Raw genomic sequence first — 19,313 nt, forward strand, 5'->3', positions numbered from 1 at the left:
GAATCCTATGTAAACTTCATTTATAGTAGGAAAATAAGATTAATGTATTTGGGCGGTTTAGGGAAAGATAAATGTAAGATAAACAATACTTTGCTTTTCGCCAAGACTAAATTGCGAAAGCCTATGTTGCAGAGTAACTGCGACGAGTAATCGCAGGAGCTTTTATACTTTCTACAGTAATTATCTAATCTAAATTCTGATAGTGAAAAAAGGAGTGATCTTTGTTGCCTGATACAAAGCCACGTTATAAGGTGATCATTCGATGTGGGGAATGTGGTGAAAAATATATTTTGCGCGGACGTCAAAACGAACAAGGTGGTTATGACACTGGGTTTAAGCGTTGTGTTTGCGGAAATGAAACGAAACTAGATATAGAAGTAACACCTGAATAATTTTCAATGTACTGTAAAGTCTTACTCTTAAAAGGGTAAGGCTTTTTTGTTTTTCCTTTACTCTTGTGCAAATCTGGCCACCGAGATACAGTACCTAGCTTTTTAGCGCCGGAAAGCCGTATTATTGACGTGCTATATTCCTATGTTTCGTACAAGACTTTCTTTAAAAATTCTCTCGTCTTATAGAGAATTTGTATAAAAAAAACATGATTGATAAAACTAACCATACGAAACTTTAAGGAGTAACATTGAGCAAATGCTCTCAGAGGAGGATGACACATGGAAAACCACAGCAAGAAAGCATTCAAGCGATTGTGCATAATCCTTATTATGTTTATGTATGCAACGGTTATCGTCTCGCCTCAATATTCAGAAGCTTTTTCTGATCAAGTCATTATTAAAGGGGCGACTGGAGATGATGTCGTAGAGTTACAATCGCGTTTACAGTACATTGGTTTTTATGACGGTAAAATTGATGGTGTGTTTGATTGGGGAACATATTGGGCACTTCGAAATTACCAAGAGGAGTTTGGATTAACCGTTGACGGTTATGTTGGTGATAAAACGAAAGCGATGCTGGAGAGATCTACGAAATATGATAAAGAATTTGTTCATAGAATGCTACGGGAAGGAAGAGAGTTTACGTATTATGGGGGAGTTTCGAAAGATATACAGAAAGGGCCGATAGGAAGCCGCGATTCAAAAGCTCCGGCTCAAGAAGAAAAACCTAAAGGTGGTCAACAGAGACGACCTGGTGAAGCACAAGAAACACCTGAGGCACCAGCTGAACCACAACCAGAACAACCAGGTGAAACTCCTGAAACTCCTGAAGAACCAACACCTGGAGAAGAACCGACCCCAACACCAGAAGCAGAAGATCCAGCACCAGAAGCTGAAGAGCCAGCTCCGACTCCTGATCAGCCAACGCCAGATGCTGAGGAGCCGGTCGAGGAGCCTCCAGCTGAGCCAACGCCAGAAGAAGAAGAGCCTGAACAACAGGATAATGAGGCTAATGTCGAAAAAGCAATAAATGTACCAGAAGGGTTTACAGATAATGATATTCAACTGCTTGCTGCAGCTGTCATGGGGGAAGCGAGAGGTGAACCTTATGAAGGTCAAGTAGCTGTTGCAGCTGTTATTCTTAGTCGTGTACAAAGCCCTGAATTTCCAAATACAGTTTCAGGTGTCATATATGAACCGAGAGCATTTACTGCAGTTGCAGATGGTCAAATTAACCTTGAGCCGAATGACAGCGCAAGAAGAGCTGCGTTAGATGCAATAAATGGACAAGATCCTTCAGGGGGAGCATTGTATTTTTATAACCCAGTTACATCGACGTCACCTTGGGTTTTTGGACGTCCAACAATTAAACAAATCGGTAAACATATTTTTGCGAAATAATGGATGGAGGTGTTAAGCATGATACGTTCGATCATCATAGGTGTATTAGCAGTTGCAGTGTTTGCAACAGGTTTTTGGGGGTACCGGGAACATCAAGAAAAGAATGCAATCCTCATCCAGTCAGAAAATAACTATCAAAGAGCGTTTCATGATTTATCGTATCACGTAGATTTATTACACGATGAGATCGGCTCAACTTTAGCGATGAATTCAAGAGAAAGGTTATCACCTTCCCTTGTAGAGGTTTGGAGACTTACATCAGAAGCACAAAATGATATAGGACAATTACCTTTGGCACTTACGCCATTCAGTAAGACAGAAGAATTTTTATATAAAGTAGGTAGCTTCTCTTATAAAAATGCCATTAGAGATTTGGAGCAAGATCCACTTACAGATGAAGAATACGAATCTTTACAAACATTATATGAACAATCCGGTGAAATTCAGCAAGAACTAAGGAAAATTCAAAGCAAAGTACTAAACGAAGATTTAAAATGGATGGATGTTGATATGGCGCTAGCTGCTCAAGATGAACCTTTAGATAATTCTATCGTTAACGGGTTTAAAATTATTGATGAAAAGGTAGAAGGCTTTTCAGAAGTAGATATTGGCGCTGAATCTGCAGCATTATCACCAAATGATGAGGAAATTGCAGAAAGGTTAGAAGGGGAAGAAATTAACGAAAGACAAGCTTTACAAAAAGCAAAAGAGTTTTTAGATTTAGATACAGTGGAAGGAGCAGACATAACCGAAACAGGTGATGGCTTAGCATATGAAGCATATAGCTTAACAATTCCCGATCCTGAACACAACTCATACATTACAATGGATATTACCAAAAAAGGTGGGAATCCTGTTTGGACGCTCAATGACCGTGATGTCAATGAGACTGAAGTAAGTCTAGGAGAAGCATCTGAAAATGCAAAGGAATTTTTAGAGCGGAACGACTTTGATAATATGCAATTGGTCAATAGTAAACAGTACAATAATGTCGGGGTTTTCAACTTTGTAGAAATGCTCGATAACGTCAGAATTTATTCAGACGCAACGGTTATAGAAGTTGGCCTTGATGATGGAGAGGTTCTTGGTTATGAAGGGTTTTCTTACTTAGAAAACAATAAAGAGCGCCAAAAGCAGGAACCAGAGCTATCGAAGGAAGAAGCGGAAGACCGTTTGAATCCTCATTTAGATGTAATGGAGCATCATTTAGCGATTATTGAAAATGAATTAGAAGAAGAAGTGTTATGCCATGAGTTTTACGGTGTAATTAACAATGATACGTTCCGAATTTTTATTAACGCAGAAAATGGACGAGAAGAGCGGGTCGAAAAAATGGCGAACACTGAAGTGACATATAACTAAAGGTAGAAGAGGCCGGATTTTTTACCGGCCTCTTCTTTTATAGAGACTTGGCGAATAAACCAAGTTTTGTACATTAAACAAAAAGAATGGTTATATAATTGTAAGTGGTTCCGGTCGAAAATAACCGTTCATTTTGGAGGTGATTCACGCCTGAATTATCTCTTTTATCTTGGCTCTGTTCTAAAAGAGTGAAAGCGAAGGAATTTTTGAACGGATATAATGACTTATTCATTTGATCGAACGAACATGGTGTGTTTTATGCCGCACTTGATACTAGAGCTAAATGCGTCCGCCTGTAAACGGATTCGAGTGCTTATCTTAATAAAAACCATAATAATAAGGCAATCATGTAAAGCTCAATAATTGTCAGGACTTTTAATCGAAAATAGAATATAATATGTAGTGAGAAAGGACATTTTTTTTACATAAAAGAAGGTTTTTTTTATTACATAGCGAATGTAAAATTAAAGGTACTTTTAAATTGTAGTTAAGGAAGGAAGAGTCCTATGGTTAAAGTAGGGAGTATGATTTTTTTAGAAACGAACAATTCTGAGGAAGATAAGAAAAGGTATCGTAGCAAGATTCTTGACTACGCGAAAGAACGTATTTATATAGATTTTCCAGTTGATGAACAGACGAAAAAACCAAAATTTTTTCTGCAGGGAACACAGTTTCGCGCTTGGTTTCTAGGTGAAGATGGTGCAATATACGTTTTTCAAACAGAAGTATTAGGAAAAGTAGATGGAAAATTACCAATGCTCATCCTTGATGATCCTGGAAAAAAGAAATATGTTCGAATTCAGCGTAGGCAATATGTGAGGGTTGATACTTCAGTCGATGTAGCGATTCAACTGCCACAGTCAAAAGAGACTTTTACATCGATCTCATTAGATATAAGTGGTGGAGGGATGGCTATTCATTTACCACATGATCACAATTTAAACCCAGAGGATAAAGTAGATGCATGGTTGTCGTTAGCTTATCAATCTGGTGAAATAAGCTACATGAAGACAAAAGCTCGACTTGTGCGAGTGATTAGTGAGCATAGTAGAGAAAGAGGCTCATTTGAATTTGTAGATATTAGTGAACATGATAGGCAAATGATTGTCCGCTATTGTTTTGAAAAACAAATGGAAATGAGACGGAAAAGTAACCAAAAATAAATAAGTATTTCCCCCTATTAAAATAGACCACCCTGTAGCAAATATGATAAGATAAAATGTAAGTTCATCCTAGCGTTTCGTTTAATTTACGATGAATAATATAAATATTGAAAAGTTTGGATAGGAAGGATTAACACCATGGAAAAACAAATAAATATTGCCATAGATGGTCCAGCTGGTGCTGGGAAAAGCACTGTAGCAAAAATGGTCGCAGAAAAACTCAATTTTATATATATTGACACGGGTGCAATGTATCGCGCATTAACATATGCCGCTTTAAACACCTCAGTGGATATTAATAATGAAGAGGAAGTCTTACAACTTCTACATAAAAGTAATATTGAATTGTCTAATAATGATGGTGTACAACGAATCTTCTTAAATGGTAAAGACATCAGTGATGCAATTCGATCAACAGACGTAACAAATCGTGTCTCATATGTTGCAAAGCACCGGCAAATTCGTGAACAAATGGTAACAGAGCAACAAGCCTTAGCCGTAAATGGTGGAACGGTAATGGACGGGCGTGATATTGGTACCGCTGTACTACCAAGTGCGGAAGTGAAAGTATTTTTGACCGCTTCTGTTGAGGAAAGAGCAAGAAGAAGGCATGAAGAACACCTTTCAAAAGGTCAGTCTTCGGATTACGATACATTAGTCAAAGAAATCCGTAACCGAGATAAGATAGACTCCGAAAGAGAAACCGCTCCTTTACGAAAAGCCCTTGATGCCATTGAAATCGATTCGACATCAATGACAATTCCAGAGGTTGTAGAGCATATTCTACAGCTTGTGAAGGAAAGGGTTTGATCTTGTGAATGTTTCGGTATTCCGACTAGGCAAATTTATTTGTCGTACATACTTCAGAATGTTTTACAGAGTTGAAATCGTGGGAAGAGAAAATATACCAAATGAAGGTGGCGTTCTATTATGTAGTAACCACATTCATTTATTAGATCCACCATTAGTAGGAGCATTTTTAAAGAGAAATGTAAGGTACATGGCAAAAGCAGAATTGTTTGAATTACCTGTTTTAAAGAGCTTACTGCCGAAATTAGGGGCTTTCCCAATTCGTAGAGGTGGTAGTGACCGCCAAGCCTTAAGGACTGGCTTAAGTCTTTTAAAAGAAGAGGAAATGGTTGGTATCTTCCCAGAAGGTACGCGTAGTAAGTCAGGTGAGCTAGGTAAAGGCTTAACAGGCGTTGGATTTTTCGCACTTCGCTCCAATTCATATGTTGTGCCTTGTGCAATAGTAGATGAATATAAGTTATTTAAGCGAATAAAAGTTGTTTATGGTCCACCGGTTAACATGAAAGAGTTGCGAGAAAATAAAGCTTCAGCAGAAGAGGCGACAGAGGCGATCATGGATGGCATAAAAGCACTATTAGATAAACACGACAAAAAAAGCTAGATGCCACTTCAATTCTATCGACCTGGCAAATTACTGTTTTGTTTGTTATTTATTCTTTCACTTTCATAGTGAGAGGTTATGATAGATATAAAAAGTAAAAAAAGTGCCCGTCACTTTTTCGGGGATTTAGGGAGGTAATGTCAATGGTAGAAGAGATGAACAGTGAAATGGCTGAAGTGAAAACACTTTCAGTCGGAGAGATTGTGAAAGGTTCAATTACAAAAGTGGAGGAAAAGCAAGCGTTTGTAAACGTAGGAAATAAATTAGATGGGGTGATCCCTATCAGTGAATTGTCCAGTTTGCACGTGGAGAAAGTCAGTGATGTTCTCTCTGAAGGTGATGAGGTTGAACTGAAGGTAATTAAAGTCACTGATGAAGAATTAGTACTTTCTAAAAGAGCGGTAACGTCTGAAAAAGCTTGGGATGAAATGGAGCAAAAACTAGCTTCTGGAGAAATTTTTGAGGCAGAGGTTGCTGAAGTTGTTAAAGGTGGATTAGTAGTTGATGTAGGAGTAAGAGGGTTTATTCCTGCTTCGCTAGTTGAGCGTCACTTTGTAGAAGACTTTTCAGATTACAAAGGAAAATCATTACGTTTAAAAGTGGTTGAGATGGATCGTGAGAAGAATAAATTAATTTTATCTCAACGTGCTGTTCTTGATGAAGAGTTTACAGCGAAAAAACGTGAGACACTCTCTTCTGTTCATGAAGGTGAAGTCATTGAAGGAACTGTACAACGTTTGACTGACTTTGGTGTATTTGTAGATATCGGTGGTGTGGACGGCTTAGTTCACATTTCACAAATGGCTCATGAGCATGTTGCTAAACCATCAGACGTTGTTAACGAAGGCGATAAAGTGAAAGTGAAAGTCCTAGGTGTAGACCCTGATAACGAAAGAATCTCTTTATCAATTAAAGAAACGTTACCTGGACCTTGGGAGCTTATCGGTGGAAAAGTAAAACAAGGCGAAGTTATTGAAGGAACAGTAAAGCGTCTTGTATCATTCGGTGCATTTATTGAAATCGCGCCTGGAGTAGAAGGACTTGTTCATATTTCTCAAATAGCTAATAGACATATCGGAACACCGGGTGAAGTGTTAAAAGAAGGTGAGCAAGTAAAAGCAAAAGTACTAGATGTTAACCTAGGAGATAAGCGTATTTCCTTGAGTATTCGTGCATTAGAAGAAGAACAAGAAGTGAAAGTAGAAAAGCAGCAAGAACAACAATATAAAAAAGAAGAAGAGCATGCTGGTTTTTCTTTAGGGGACGTTATCGGAGACCAGTTAGAAAAATATAAAAAATAATACTGCAGGTGAGAGTTAAGTGAGTAATCGCGCAAAAAGAAAACTAGATCATATCGAACATGCATTGTCCACTGGACAGACAAGGGATTCTGGTTTTGACGATATTCGCTTCATCCACCAAAGCTTGCCAAACGCGAATGTAAAAGATGTTTCGTTAACTTCAAAAATCGGCGGACTGGAAATCAGTTCGCCGATTTTTATCAATGCGATGACAGGCGGCGGTGGTTCATCAACAGAAGCGATTAATCGTCAACTAGCTGAGGTTGCAGCTAACTGTCAATTGCCAATGGCAGTTGGTTCACAAATGTCAGCGATAAAAGATGAGAATGAGATTCCTTCTTATCGAACGGTCCGTGAAATGAATGAAAAAGGTGTTATCTTTGCAAATATAGGTAGTGAAGCAAACGTAGATCAATCAAAACGGTGTATAGAAATGATAGAAGCAAACGCTTTACAAATCCATTTAAATGTCATTCAAGAGCTCGTTATGCCAGAAGGGGACCGAGAGTTTGAAGGGGCACTAAATAGAATAGAAAAAATCGTAGAAAATGTTGATGTACCTGTTATTGTCAAAGAGGTCGGTTTCGGTATGAGTAAAGAAGCTGCCTTAAAATTAAATGACGTTGGTGTACAAGCGATAGATGTGGGCGGTTTTGGAGGAACAAACTTCTCTAAAATTGAAAACGAAAGAAGGTTGTTACCATATTCGTTCTTTAATGATTGGGGCATACCGACAGCAGTTTCTATTGCAGAAGTAAGAGAAGCCACACACGATGTATCAATTATTTCTTCCGGTGGGCTGCAATCTGCATCAGATATTGCTAAATCGATAGCATTAGGCGCTAATGGAGCAGGAATGGCAGGGAGAGTCCTGAGTTGGCTTCAAAATGATGGGATCGATGATACGATCGAGTCAATTAACCGTTTGAAAGAGGAACTAACAATGGTTATGACAGCGTTAGGGGCTTCTTCCATTATGGAACTACAACAAGTACCAATTATTATTAAAGGTAATACAAAAGAATGGCTGGACGAGAGAAATGTTGATACGAAATTATATGCAAACAGATCGTCAATGGAATAATGATTTTAGTGACACAATTGATTACGGTACGAACGTGCTGTATCAATTGTGTCACTTTTTTTTAGTGATAAGAAAATATTAATTTTTGTCCTGGATAGTTGTCTAGACTCCAGGCGCCATCGGCTCGAGGTCGCTTCGCTCGGCATTTGAAGTCTAGTCGACTTCTTCATACCGAGACTCCAGCGCTGTCGCGGAGACAGGATGTCGACATTACGCCGTTGCCCGTAGGATGCAGGCTGGTTTTAGGCGTAATTTGGCGCCTGGCGCTTTTCTTACTTATGGTCTTTGGCGTTTTCTTGCTTCGTTAGCATTTTCTAGTTTGGCACTTCCAGGATAACTTAACTTCTGATCTCTGTCAGATTCCGTCCTTCTTTCTTTTCGAAGTTTCGATTCTTGTCGGTCTTTTCCCATGATTTATTCTCCTTTCATATCATTCATGTATAAATTACCCACATATACGGTCATTATGTTAAAAAAGTACTTTTTAAAGAATGTTTTTAAAATTTAGGGAAAAGGGCGTTTATATTTAAATCAATTTCATAATTCCGTTTTTAGCGACAGGAAACGAATGATATTATAAATTTTATCTTTAAATGTAGGTTTTATTTTGAAGTGAAGTTCACGCTCATCATGCGGAATTTGGCATCATATTTTGAGTTATGAAATTAATGTTCTTTTAAATAATAATAACGTTATAGAAAGGAAAAGCAGAAATGATTGAGGCACTTTTTTACTGGAGTATGTGGCTATTAATTATAAGTGTATATTTTTTCGATAATGAAATAAAAAGACGTGAACGGTTAACGATCATTGGTTTAATCATTGTTATCACTTCGTTATACTCTGTAACTTTTTATCATTTTCATGTAAACCTTTCGTTTGTATTTTTGTCGGCTTTAGTCTTTTGGTATTGTGCAAGACAATGTAAGTTGCGACAGTTTGTCCTTATGCTGATTAGTTTTTTTTTAGCTGGCTTTTATGTTTGGATTCAATATTTACTTTACATCGAACCTGTATGGATGTATTTTCCCCCATTTTGGATGAGTGTTGCCGTAAATAGTTTTATTACAATCGTTTTGTTGAGAAAAATATTGTATAGATGTATTGTTGTTTCCGCTGCAGTTATTGGAGGAGAGATAATGACAAGTGTCATGTTATACTACTTTAACCATGTATATATGTTTGATTATGTTATTGGTCAGGTTCAATCATTAGCAATTATATCAATGGCGATTGTTATCATTTCTATATGGAGTTTATTTGAAATGGTGACACTTGAACTGAAGAGACGTGTGCTTTTATCTGTTCCTGGAAGAAGTACAGTGAGTCAAAGGAAGATGAATGCGTAGAGGTTTACTATTAATATCTAATCATAAAAAATCATTTGGATAACTTTAAGCCTAATGGTATAATAATCAAGCTGATATGTGTACCCTTCTCGGCTGGGAAGGGTTTTCTATTTGTGTTCAAAAGATTTATAATAAAAGTAAGCTGTAATCAAACAATATTAAACAAGCATAGTTAATGAATGATGTTCATGAAAGTGAGGAATGACTAGTGTCAAAACCTGTATTAGCGATTGTTGGCCGTCCAAATGTTGGTAAGTCAACAATATTTAACCGAATAGTAGGAGAAAGAGTTGCCATTGTCGAAGATAAACCAGGAGTTACGCGTGATCGTATTTATAGTCAAGCTGATTGGCTAAACCATGAATTCCACCTTATCGACACAGGTGGGATCGAAATGAGTAATGAGCCTTTAATTACACAAATGAGGTACCAAGCAGAGTTAGCAATCGAAGAAGCAGATGTTATCTGTTTTGTGGTAAATGGAAAAGAAGGAACTACTGCTGCTGATGAAGAGGTCGCTCAAATCTTATTCCGTTCTAAAAAGCCAATCGTACTTGGTGTGAACAAGATGGATGATCCAGGTATGCACGATCGTCTATATGAATTTTACAGCTTAGGAATAGGAGAGCCTTTCCCGATCTCAGGAACTCATGGACTTGGTTTAGGAGACCTTTTAGATGAAGTCGCAAAGCATTTCGAAAATATAGAAGAAGATCCATATGATGAAGATACAATCCGAATGAGTTTAATTGGTCGTCCGAATGTAGGAAAGTCTTCTTTAGTGAATGCGATCCTAGGAGAAGAACGAGTCATTGTAAGTGATATTCCTGGAACGACGCGTGATGCCATTGATACGCCATTTAAAAAAGACGATCAAGATTATGTCATCATTGATACAGCAGGGATGAGAAAACGAGGAAAAGTTTACGAAACGACTGAGAAATATAGTGTTTTACGTTCCTTAAAAGCGATTGAACGTTCAGATGTTGTATTGGTTGTTTTAAATGCAGAAGAGGGGATCATCGAACAAGATAAAAAAATTGCAGGATACGCTCATGAAGAAGGACGAGCAGTCGTTATTGTCGTCAATAAATGGGATGCAGTAGAAAAAGATGATAAAACAATGAGGGAATTCGAACAGAAAATACGAGATGAGTTTTTATTCTTAGATTACGCTCCTATTGTGTTTTTATCAGCAAAAACAAAACGACGTATGCAACATTTATTACCACTTGTGAATGAAGTGAGTGAATTCCATAACTTACGAGTTCAAACTCATGTGCTAAATGATGTTATCGTCGATGCTGTAACAATGAATCCTACTCCAACTGACCATGGAGGAAGAAGACTAAGAATTAAATATACGACTCAAGTAGCTGTCGCCCCCCCTACATTTGTTCTCTTTGTCAATGATCCTGAGTTACTCCATTTTTCATACAGAAGATACTTAGAGAACAAAATACGAAATACGTTTAACTTTATTGGTACACCAATAAGAATATTAGCGCGAAAAAAGAATGATTAAAACAATGATATAGCATGGAGGTAAGCATGGTTCCATTATTTGTAATTGTCTTGTCATATTTAATCGGTTCAATTAGCTTTAGCTATTTAATCGGAATGAAAATTAATAAAGTAGACATCCGAAAACATGGGAGTGGAAATGCAGGGGCTACGAATACATTGAGAGTACTTGGTGTTGGTCCTGCCATCACTGTATTGTTACTTGATTGCGGTAAAGGGGTTTTAGCTGTTTTATTAGGATTGTACATTACAAATGGTGATCCGCTAATTGCTGCTGCGTGTGGACTAGCTTCAATTTTGGGACATAATTGGCCTATTTATTACGGCTTTAAAGGAGGTAAAGGAGTAGCTACAACGATTGGGGTATTAGCTACTCTCGTCTTTACCGCTGCACTTATTTCAGGGATTCTTGCTATTATAAGTATTATTATTACTAGGTTTGTTTCCCTTGGATCATTGATCTTTATTAGCGCAACAACAATTATGACTGGCATTTTTAGTAGCCATTTTGACTATCCAATTGTTTATTTTTACTTTTTACTTATTATTTCAGCCCTATCTTTTTGGCGTCATAGAACAAATATAGAGCGGCTTCTTAAAGGTACTGAGAGTAAAATAGGAGAGAAATCGACTGTAAAATAAAAGGAGGCATTTTGATGGCAAAGGTTGCAGTGATCGGCTCTGGTAGCTGGGGGACAGCATTATCGATCGTGTTAGCAGATAATCAACATGAAGTAAAACTTTGGGGCCGTTCTGAAGAACAAACGAATGAAATAAACACCAATCATACAAATGAACGTTACTTGCCTGAGGTAGATTTACCAAATGAAATAGAAGCTACAACGAGTATTGAATATGCTCTTGAAGATGTTGAGACAATTGTTTTAGTCATCCCTACAAAAGCAATGAGAGAAGTCTTACCACAAATTAAAGAGCATTTATCATCCGAAAAAACATTTGTTCATGCAAGTAAAGGAATTGAGCCGGGCACTCATTTACGTATTTCTGAAATTATTGAAGAAGAGATTCCAGAGCATTTAAGGAATGCAGTCGTTGTTTTATCTGGACCAAGTCATGCAGAAGAAGTTAGTTTGCGTCAACCTACGACAGTCACAGCTTCATCACAAAATATAGAAGAAGCAAAAAGCGTACAAGATTTATTTATGAACAAGCACTTTCGCGTCTATACTAACCCTGACCTCATTGGTGTAGAAATAGGTGGAGCTTTAAAAAATATTATCGCTATTGGTTCAGGTTTGACACATGGGTTAGGGTTTGGTGATAACGCAAAAGCAGCTTTAATGACGAGAGGTTTAGCAGAAATCGGCCGTCTCGGAATGAAACTTGGAGCGAATCCAATTACATTTGCGGGATTATCAGGTCTTGGTGACCTTATCGTAACTTGTACAAGCATACATAGTCGTAACTGGCGAGCTGGGAATATGATTGGTCAAGGAAAATCTGTTGATGATATGCTAGAAGAAATGGGGATGGTCGTTGAAGGAATTCGTACGACAAAAGCTGCTTATGAATTAGCGAAAGAACTCAATGTAGATATGCCGATAACAGCAGGTCTTTACGATGTTCTCTTCCATGAAAAATCCCCACAAGAAGCCGTTGCGGAGCTTATGGGCAGAGTAAAGAAACATGAAGTTGAAGATTTAAAGTTAGGTGAGTCTGATCCATTAAATAAATTAGAGCCATAGTTTTCACATGATGCCTTCCTTTGCATATGATATCTTGACATCATGCAAGAGGAGGGCTTCTTTTGGACGAGAAAAAAAATATCTTTGAACAGGTGCAAAAAAAGGCAAATGTTAATCAGCAGGACCTATTTAACCTAGCAAACTCAATAAACACATCGGACTTAAAAGATGAGAAAAATGTTCGTAAGTTAATCCATCAAGTTGCACAAGTCGCCAATGTCAAGGTTTCGAAAGAAAAAGAAGATGAACTCGTGAAAGCAATCACATCAAACAATGTTCCAGTTGACTTTGCAAGCTTGGCAAAAATGTTCCAGAAAAACAAATAATTTAGGCCGCTGTATACATCGAACCCTTTTGTCGCAGCATATACTAAACAGAACGACTGCTAAATCAAGGGCAAACGTCCAGATTAGTTATATTTAGTCACAAAGTTGGAGGAAGGTGCCCCCTTTTCTCCAGCTTTTTTACTTGAATCAATTTCATAACTCAAAATAAGATGTGGATTTCCGAATGATGAGCGTGAACTTCACTTCAGACGGACGCTTTCCCGAGGGCTTGTCTTCAGCTAACTTAGGCTCGACAGCTCTTCGCCTAAGTGGATCTTCTGACTGCGCTTCTCCTCCGGGAGTCGCCGTCTTTTGTTACGTTCACTTCCAAATAAAACTTACATTTAATGAAACATTTATCATATCATTCGTTTCATTGCGCAAAACACGGAATAATGAAATTGATTCACTTACATAAATATGGAAATCTATAAGTCTAATTTTTGTACATTTGTTTTCTGTGCATTAATTGGAAGGCTATGCTATAATAATTCGGTGAATCTCAACGGACAAGCAAATGAGGTGATAGTATGTTTGAAGATCCAATGTTAAAAATGTGGGTTTCGTTTATCGCGATGGGGTTAATGTTTGTTTCTGTCGTCGTGACGATTATAACAAAAGAAAAATTAAGAGGGTTTTTCCGCTATACATTACTTACATTTAGTTTTCTATGCATGGTCGTCGCAGGTTTAATCATTATGCTGGTTGTATTTAGTGGACCTGTACCTGAATAGAGAAGGATACATGTAAGTTAAAGGAAGGGATTATTTTGCGTGTCAATCGTTTAAGTTTTATAGTAATCGCTCTGTCTATTTTTTTAACAGGATGTCTTTATCCTGACGAACGTCGTGGAGAAAATCGAATTCCGTATGAAGATCAGATTGCTTCTGTTCAATCAGCTGTTATACAATACCGTCAAGATTATGGGGTTCTTCCGATTAAAACGAGAGAAGCAGACACACCAATCTTTAGGAAATATCCAGTCAATTTTGGACAACTTATTCCTAAATATATTCAGAGTGCTCCCGGAAATTCTTTTGAAAACGGTGGGGTGTTCCAATACGTTCTTGTAAATCCTGAAGAAATACCAGAAGTGAAATTAATTGATTTAACAACAACAAGAGAAATTCAAGAATTTCAAAGGCGTATTCAGCAGTATCGCAGGCAGCATGACTATGCTCCTGTAAAAGAGATCGTAGGTAACGAATTAATGAGATTAGACTATAAAGCACTTAATTATGAAGAGGAACCTACTATTAGTAGTCCATTTCATCCAAATCACCGTTTACCATTATTAATGAGGACAAATGGTGATATTGTCGTAGATTATAGCCTTGATATTATCCATTATATTGACGAGCATGAAACAGACGAATACGAGTCTGGTGATGATTTACGTTGGCTGTTAGTTGATCACTCACCATTTGTCCCTGCATATTCAATTCCACAAACAGTCAAGAATAATGAAGTAATATTTTTAGATGAAAACTAAATATTCTCCAAAATGATTTTATGTTCTAAATAGTCTCCCTTCTCATATACTTACAAAAGAGAGGGAGGCTATTTTTATTTTGGAGATCAATCCCCTGAGAAAATACTTTTAACATCAAGTGATTTTCAATAAATAAAAATTCATTAGCCATCACTTGTCATAATTGATGGACAACATCATAAGTATATACTGTCTTTCTATCGTAATGGAAACAAAGTAACCAATGATATTTTGACTATGATCGGGAGGGGATCTTGTGGAAAAAGTTGATATTTTTAAAGATATCGCCGAACGTACAGGTGGTGATATTTATCTAGGGGTGGTAGGGTCAGTTCGAACTGGGAAATCTACATTTATAAAGAAGTTTATGGAACTTGCTGTCATCCCAAACATTGAAGATGAAGCAGACCGAATGAGAGCACAAGATGAGCTGCCACAAAGTGCAGCTGGTAAACAAATTATGACGACAGAACCTAAATTTGTACCAAATCAAGCTGTATCTCTTCACGTAGATGAAGGACTTGATGTAAATGTTCGCGTCGTTGATTGTGTAGGTTATGCAGTACCGGGAGCAAAGGGATATGAAGATGAGAATGGACCGCGCATGATCCACACCCCTTGGTATGAGGATCCGATCCCGTTTCATGAAGCTGCAGAAATTGGAACGAGAAAAGTCATTCAAGAGCATTCAACCTTAGGTGTTGTCGTTACAACGGACGGATCGATTGGTGAAATTGCAAGGGAAGATTATGTAGAATCAGAGCAACGCGTAATTGAAGAGTTAAAAGAAGTAGGAAAACCGTTTATTGTTCTTGTAAATAGTGTACACCCACAACATCCAAGTACAGAACAATTACGTCAAGATTTACAAGAAGAATATGATGTACCAGCATTAGCTATGAACATAGAAGGCATGACAGAACACGATATTAATAGTGTCATGCGCGAAGTATTATACGAATTCCCTGTTCATGAAGTAAATGTAAATTTACCAAGCTGGGTCATGGTATTAAAAGAGGACCACTGGCTTCGTGAAAACTATGAGGGATCTGTAAGAGATACTGTAAAAGATATTAAACGATTGAGGGATGTTGACCGGGTTGTAAATCATTTTTATGATTATGAATTTATTGAGAGAGCCCAATTAGCAGGAATCGAAATGGGTCAAGGTGTTGCTGAAATTGACCTATATGCACCAGATGACTTATACGATCAAATCTTAAAAGAAGTTGTTGGTGTAGAAATTCGAGGTAAAGATCATTTACTGGAACTAATGCAAGACTTTGCTCATGCAAAGGCCGAATTTGATCAAGTATCAGATGCCTTAACAATGGTAAAACAAACAGGTTACGGTATTGCCGCACCAGCAATTGAAGATATGAGTTTGGATGAGCCTGAAATCATTCGCCAAGGGTCTAGGTTCGGCGTCCGTTTAAAAGCAGTTGCTCCATCAATCCATATGATTAAAGTAGATGTCGAATCTGAGTTTGCACCGATTATCGGAACAGAAAAGCAAAGTGAAGAGCTCGTCCGCTACTTGATGCAAGATTTTGAAGAAGATCCGTTATCTATCTGGAACTCAGATATCTTCGGAAGATCATTAAACTCAATCGTAAGAGAAGGTATATCGGCAAAATTATCCTTAATGCCTGAAAATGCACGTTACAAGCTGAAAGAAACGTTAGAGCGTATTATTAATGAAGGCTCTGGAGGATTAATTGCCATCATCCTATAAATAATGAAGGTATCACGAAACAATGTTTCGTAGATGCCTTTTTATTCTTGTTTATTGGGACGAGCAAGTGGGTCAATTGGTATGATTGCTAAACGTGTAGGAAGGAAGAGAATACGGTAATCGTTGTATTGAACGGCATAAAAAGGAAAATTAGCAGAGTAACGTCACCAACCGAAATATTCCTTAGGTGAACATCGATCATAGTAGAAAAGAGAGTGTCAAAATAAAGAGGGTTTATTTGACACTCTCTTTATCGTGTGTAAATCAATGAAGAAGACGTCTCGGAAAGCTTCTTTATTGAAACGAAGAGAGTCCTTTATTGGCAAGCTTAATAATTAATTCTGCCACCTCATTAGGTGGTTCTTTTAACCCGTTTTTCAACCAATGTTGAACAACAATAATACTTCCGTTAGCGATATACAAAGCTAAGTATTCTGAATAGTGCGGTACATGATGGTCATTAACCATTAATGATTTTAGCAAATGACTTTGGGCTAACATCATCACTTTTTTTTGGAAGTTAGGATCACCATGTTCACTAAATAAGGTTTGACAGCTTTCGTGATTTTTTGCAAGATACTCTAACAATTTTACTGTCATTTGAATGGCTTCTTCGTTTTCATTGTAGTTATATGCGGACAAGGTTTGATTCATATCTTCGATAATGTCATCTTCAATTTGATAAAGAAGGTCATATAGGTCCGTGTAATGTGAGTAAAAAGTAGATCGATTGATATCTGCAAGTTCGCACACTTCTTTAATGGTGATGCTAGATAAAGGTTTATCTTGCATTCGTTTCATCAAGCTTTCTCTCAAAACTTTCCGTGTATACTTTTTTCGTCTGTCTAATTTTGAGCCCATTGATTTTCTCCTTTTTGTTATTTATCCAACAAATCAATTGAAGGTGTTGATTACATAACATAAATTAGTAAACTGTTTGTTGATTAGTCAACACAGTGTCATTATAATTTTACATTAGTTGTTAATCAAGGAGTGGGTTCGTTATGTCAGACATTGCAGCAAAAATTATTAAGTACAAAAAAACGATTGTCATTGTTTTTATGGTCTTAACAGTAATCAGTGCAATTGCAACGCTTTTTGTTTCGGTTAACTACAATATGAATGACTATATGCCAGAAGACGCTCAATCCACTAAAGCGGTCGAGGTAATGGAAGAAGAGTTCGATCGTACTCTTTCGAATGCACAAGTAATGATTCGGGATGTATCAGTGCAAGAAGCAATTTTATACAAAGAATTGCTTGAGGGAATTGATGGCGTTTCGGATGTTGTTTGGCTTGACGAAGTCATCGATATAAAAATTCCTTTAGAAATGGCAGAAAAGGAATTAGTAGAGACTTATTATCAGGAAAACAATGCGCTAATTTCCTTCACTATACGAGAAGGTGATGAAGTAGCTGTTTCTGACGCAATTTATGAGCTGATAGATGATGACAATGCATTGGTGGGAGAATCTGTCGATACAGCGGTTTCCCAGAAGATGGCATCGGCAGAAGCGTTGTATGCAGGTTTGTTGTTAGTCCCAATCATCATTATCATTCTTGTTCTCTCCACAACTTCGTGGATTGAACCATTGTTTTTCTTATTAGCGATAGGTGTATCTGTGATTATAAACTTAGGTACGAATATATTCATTGGTGAAATTTCATTCGTCACTCAATCTGTAAGCCCAATTTTACAACTTGCTGTATCTCTCGACTATGCCGTTTTTCTTTTACATAGTTTTTCAGATTATCGTAAGCAAATGGATGATCCTGAAGAGGCGATGCGACAAGCGATTCGAAAATCTTTTCCAGCAATATCAGCAAGTGCTGCAACTACATTCTTTGGTTTTATGGCACTGACGTTTATGCAATTTGAAATTGGTGCCGATTTAGGAATTAACCTAGTCAAAGGTATACTCCTAAGCTTTATTAGTGTGATGGTGTTTTTACCAGCATTAACGGTATGGCTTTATAAATGGATTGATAAAACAGAACATAGACCTTTGTTTCCTCGTTTCAAATCCATTGGTAAGCCCGTGATGAAGGTAAGGGTTGTTAGCTTAGTCGCTGTTTTTCTTATCATTGTCCCTAGTTACTTAGCACAACAAGAAACCACTTTTATATACGGAATTGGTGAACAGCCAGATACAACTCGCCTAGGAAGCGATATCGTGGCGATTGATGAGGTGTTTGGGAAGTCAACGCCGATTGTTCTCTTAGTACCAAAAGGGGATGTGGCGAGGGAAGTACAGCTTGAGCAAGAGTTAGAAAAAGCCGATCACGTAACGAATGTGATGTCTTATAATCAAACTGTAAGTCCTGCTATTCCACCAGAGTACCTAGATGAAACAGTTACAGAACAATTTCTTTCAGAAAATTACAGCCGAATCACCCTTTATACAGAAACAGATTCTGAAGGTGATGTAGCGTTTAATGTCGTAGAAAATGTTAAAGATATCGCTGAATCCTATTATGGGGATAGCGTTTATACTCTAGGTGAAAGTGTAGCGTTATACGATATGAAAACGACGGTAATAAAAGACAATACAGTGGTAAACATACTGACCGTTGTTGCGATAGCTACTGTTTTACTATTTACATTTAAATCGATTTCTCTCCCGGTCGTTTTATTACTGACGATACAATCAGCTGTATGGTTCAACCTTGCTATCCCATATTTTACAGATACTCCTTTAGTCTTTGTAGGTTACTTAGTGGTTGGTACTGTGCAGCTTGCGGCAACGGTCGATTATGCGATTCTTTTTACAGAAAATTATTTAGATAATCGGAAAAGAATGCCAGCCCGACAAGCGATTGTGAAAACGTTAAATGAAAAGACGTTCTCCATTTCCATATCGGCTGCCATATTATCGAGTGTTGGCTTTATTCTATGGATCACATCTACCAATCCGATCGTCTCATCAATTGGTTTACTTCTTGGTAGAGGGGCATTATTAGCGTTTATTATGGTCCTCTTTTTCTTGCCAGCGATGTTACTTGTGTGCGACAAAATCATTGGTAAAACAACATTAAAAGCAAATTTCTTTAGGGAGGGCAATTAATC

The 19,313-nt window shown here is 37.5% G+C and carries 19 protein-coding genes; 17 read left to right on the forward strand and 2 right to left on the reverse strand.

Annotated elements, in window-relative coordinates:
• Window positions 1–224 precede the first annotated feature (224 nt).
• The 8 genes from LGQ02_RS08395 (at window position 225) to fni (ending at window position 8,114) form a co-directional block, all read left to right on the forward strand.
• Window positions 225–392 carry a hypothetical protein gene (locus LGQ02_RS08395; protein ID WP_226517733.1) on the forward strand — a complete coding sequence of 56 codons (168 nt, stop codon included), beginning with the start codon at window positions 225–227 and terminating at the stop codon, window positions 390–392.
• 279 nt (window positions 393–671) lie between these two features.
• Window positions 672–1,793, forward strand: coding sequence for a cell wall hydrolase (locus LGQ02_RS08400; RefSeq protein WP_226517734.1), 1,122 nt, complete (start codon window positions 672–674; stop codon window positions 1,791–1,793).
• An 18-nt stretch (window positions 1,794–1,811) separates the two neighbouring features.
• Window positions 1,812–3,155, forward strand: a complete 1,344-nt coding sequence (gene ypeB / locus LGQ02_RS08405) for a germination protein YpeB (RefSeq protein WP_226517735.1) — start codon at window positions 1,812–1,814, stop codon at window positions 3,153–3,155.
• A 506-nt stretch (window positions 3,156–3,661) separates the two neighbouring features.
• Window positions 3,662–4,318, forward strand: coding sequence for a flagellar brake protein (locus tag LGQ02_RS08410; protein WP_226517736.1), 657 nt, complete (start codon window positions 3,662–3,664; stop codon window positions 4,316–4,318).
• Window positions 4,319–4,456: 138 nt separating this feature from the next.
• A complete protein-coding gene (cmk, locus tag LGQ02_RS08415) occupies window positions 4,457–5,128 on the forward strand; it encodes a (d)CMP kinase (protein ID WP_226517737.1) in 672 nt (223 codons plus the stop codon).
• Window positions 5,129–5,186: 58 nt separating this feature from the next.
• Complete coding sequence (locus LGQ02_RS08420; RefSeq protein ID WP_226518262.1) at window positions 5,187–5,729, forward strand: lysophospholipid acyltransferase family protein; 543 nt, start codon at window positions 5,187–5,189, stop codon at window positions 5,727–5,729.
• Window positions 5,730–5,872: 143 nt separating this feature from the next.
• Window positions 5,873–7,030, forward strand: a complete 1,158-nt coding sequence (gene rpsA / locus LGQ02_RS08425) for a 30S ribosomal protein S1 (protein WP_226517738.1) — start codon at window positions 5,873–5,875, stop codon at window positions 7,028–7,030.
• A gap of 19 nt (window positions 7,031–7,049) precedes the next feature.
• The gene (gene fni, locus LGQ02_RS08430; RefSeq protein ID WP_226517739.1) at window positions 7,050–8,114 is read left to right on the forward strand and encodes a type 2 isopentenyl-diphosphate Delta-isomerase; all 1,065 of its coding nucleotides are present in this window, start codon (window positions 7,050–7,052) and stop codon (window positions 8,112–8,114) included.
• A gap of 276 nt (window positions 8,115–8,390) precedes the next feature.
• Here fni and LGQ02_RS08435 read toward each other — a convergent pair whose 3' ends face one another.
• Window positions 8,391–8,525: a YpzI family protein gene (locus LGQ02_RS08435; protein WP_226517740.1), complete on the reverse strand. Its 135-nt coding sequence runs from the start codon at window positions 8,523–8,525 to the stop codon at window positions 8,391–8,393.
• A 302-nt stretch (window positions 8,526–8,827) separates the two neighbouring features.
• Between LGQ02_RS08435 and LGQ02_RS08440 the strand changes: the two genes are divergently transcribed.
• From LGQ02_RS08440 to spoIVA, 8 genes are all read left to right on the forward strand, one after another.
• Complete coding sequence (locus LGQ02_RS08440; protein WP_226517741.1) at window positions 8,828–9,463, forward strand: YphA family membrane protein; 636 nt, start codon at window positions 8,828–8,830, stop codon at window positions 9,461–9,463.
• A gap of 208 nt (window positions 9,464–9,671) precedes the next feature.
• Complete coding sequence (der, locus tag LGQ02_RS08445) at window positions 9,672–10,988, forward strand: ribosome biogenesis GTPase Der (protein WP_226517742.1); 1,317 nt, start codon at window positions 9,672–9,674, stop codon at window positions 10,986–10,988.
• Window positions 10,989–11,014: 26 nt separating this feature from the next.
• Window positions 11,015–11,629, forward strand: a complete 615-nt coding sequence (plsY, locus tag LGQ02_RS08450) for a glycerol-3-phosphate 1-O-acyltransferase PlsY (RefSeq protein WP_264184008.1) — start codon at window positions 11,015–11,017, stop codon at window positions 11,627–11,629.
• 14 nt (window positions 11,630–11,643) lie between these two features.
• On the forward strand, window positions 11,644–12,693 hold the full coding sequence (locus LGQ02_RS08455; RefSeq protein WP_226517744.1) for an NAD(P)H-dependent glycerol-3-phosphate dehydrogenase: 1,050 nt from the start codon (window positions 11,644–11,646) through the stop codon (window positions 12,691–12,693).
• Between the two features lie 62 nt (window positions 12,694–12,755).
• On the forward strand, window positions 12,756–13,019 hold the full coding sequence (locus LGQ02_RS08460; protein ID WP_226517745.1) for a stage VI sporulation protein F: 264 nt from the start codon (window positions 12,756–12,758) through the stop codon (window positions 13,017–13,019).
• A gap of 530 nt (window positions 13,020–13,549) precedes the next feature.
• A complete protein-coding gene (locus tag LGQ02_RS08465) occupies window positions 13,550–13,753 on the forward strand; it encodes a DUF2768 domain-containing protein (protein WP_226517746.1) in 204 nt (67 codons plus the stop codon).
• A 35-nt stretch (window positions 13,754–13,788) separates the two neighbouring features.
• A complete protein-coding gene (locus tag LGQ02_RS08470) occupies window positions 13,789–14,511 on the forward strand; it encodes a glutathione S-transferase N-terminal domain-containing protein (RefSeq protein WP_226517747.1) in 723 nt (240 codons plus the stop codon).
• Between the two features lie 256 nt (window positions 14,512–14,767).
• A complete protein-coding gene (spoIVA, locus tag LGQ02_RS08475) occupies window positions 14,768–16,246 on the forward strand; it encodes a stage IV sporulation protein A (RefSeq protein ID WP_226517748.1) in 1,479 nt (492 codons plus the stop codon).
• Between the two features lie 294 nt (window positions 16,247–16,540).
• Here spoIVA and LGQ02_RS08480 read toward each other — a convergent pair whose 3' ends face one another.
• Window positions 16,541–17,107, reverse strand: coding sequence for a TetR/AcrR family transcriptional regulator (locus LGQ02_RS08480; protein ID WP_226517749.1), 567 nt, complete (start codon window positions 17,105–17,107; stop codon window positions 16,541–16,543).
• A 143-nt stretch (window positions 17,108–17,250) separates the two neighbouring features.
• On the opposite strand from LGQ02_RS08480, the gene LGQ02_RS08485 reads away from it, so the two are divergent.
• A complete protein-coding gene (locus tag LGQ02_RS08485) occupies window positions 17,251–19,311 on the forward strand; it encodes an efflux RND transporter permease subunit (RefSeq protein ID WP_226517750.1) in 2,061 nt (686 codons plus the stop codon).
• The last annotated feature ends 2 nt before the right edge of the window (window positions 19,312–19,313 follow it).

The sequence above is a fragment of the Bacillus shivajii genome, from assembly GCF_020519665.1.
GTDB lineage: Bacteria > Bacillota > Bacilli > Bacillales > Salisediminibacteriaceae > Bacillus_CA > Bacillus_CA shivajii.

Excerpts from the sequence above, each read along its gene's own strand:
- LGQ02_RS08400 (WP_226517734.1), top strand. The coding sequence starts at position 672 with ATGGAAAACCACAGCAAGAAAGCATTCAAGCGATTGTGCATAATCCTT.
- ypeB (WP_226517735.1), top strand. The coding sequence starts at position 1,812 with ATGATACGTTCGATCATCATAGGTGTATTAGCAGTTGCAGTGTTTGCA.
- LGQ02_RS08410 (WP_226517736.1), top strand. The coding sequence starts at position 3,662 with ATGGTTAAAGTAGGGAGTATGATTTTTTTAGAAACGAACAATTCTGAG.
- cmk (WP_226517737.1), top strand. The coding sequence starts at position 4,457 with ATGGAAAAACAAATAAATATTGCCATAGATGGTCCAGCTGGTGCTGGG.
- LGQ02_RS08420 (WP_226518262.1), top strand. The coding sequence starts at position 5,187 with ATGTTTTACAGAGTTGAAATCGTGGGAAGAGAAAATATACCAAATGAA.
- rpsA (WP_226517738.1), top strand. The coding sequence starts at position 5,873 with ATGGTAGAAGAGATGAACAGTGAAATGGCTGAAGTGAAAACACTTTCA.
- LGQ02_RS08435 (WP_226517740.1), bottom strand. The coding sequence starts at position 8,525 with ATGGGAAAAGACCGACAAGAATCGAAACTTCGAAAAGAAAGAAGGACG.
- LGQ02_RS08440 (WP_226517741.1), top strand. The coding sequence starts at position 8,828 with ATGATTGAGGCACTTTTTTACTGGAGTATGTGGCTATTAATTATAAGT.
- plsY (WP_264184008.1), top strand. The coding sequence starts at position 11,015 with ATGGTTCCATTATTTGTAATTGTCTTGTCATATTTAATCGGTTCAATT.
- LGQ02_RS08455 (WP_226517744.1), top strand. The coding sequence starts at position 11,644 with ATGGCAAAGGTTGCAGTGATCGGCTCTGGTAGCTGGGGGACAGCATTA.
- LGQ02_RS08465 (WP_226517746.1), top strand. The coding sequence starts at position 13,550 with ATGTTTGAAGATCCAATGTTAAAAATGTGGGTTTCGTTTATCGCGATG.
- LGQ02_RS08480 (WP_226517749.1), bottom strand. The coding sequence starts at position 17,107 with ATGGGCTCAAAATTAGACAGACGAAAAAAGTATACACGGAAAGTTTTG.
- LGQ02_RS08485 (WP_226517750.1), top strand. The coding sequence starts at position 17,251 with ATGTCAGACATTGCAGCAAAAATTATTAAGTACAAAAAAACGATTGTC.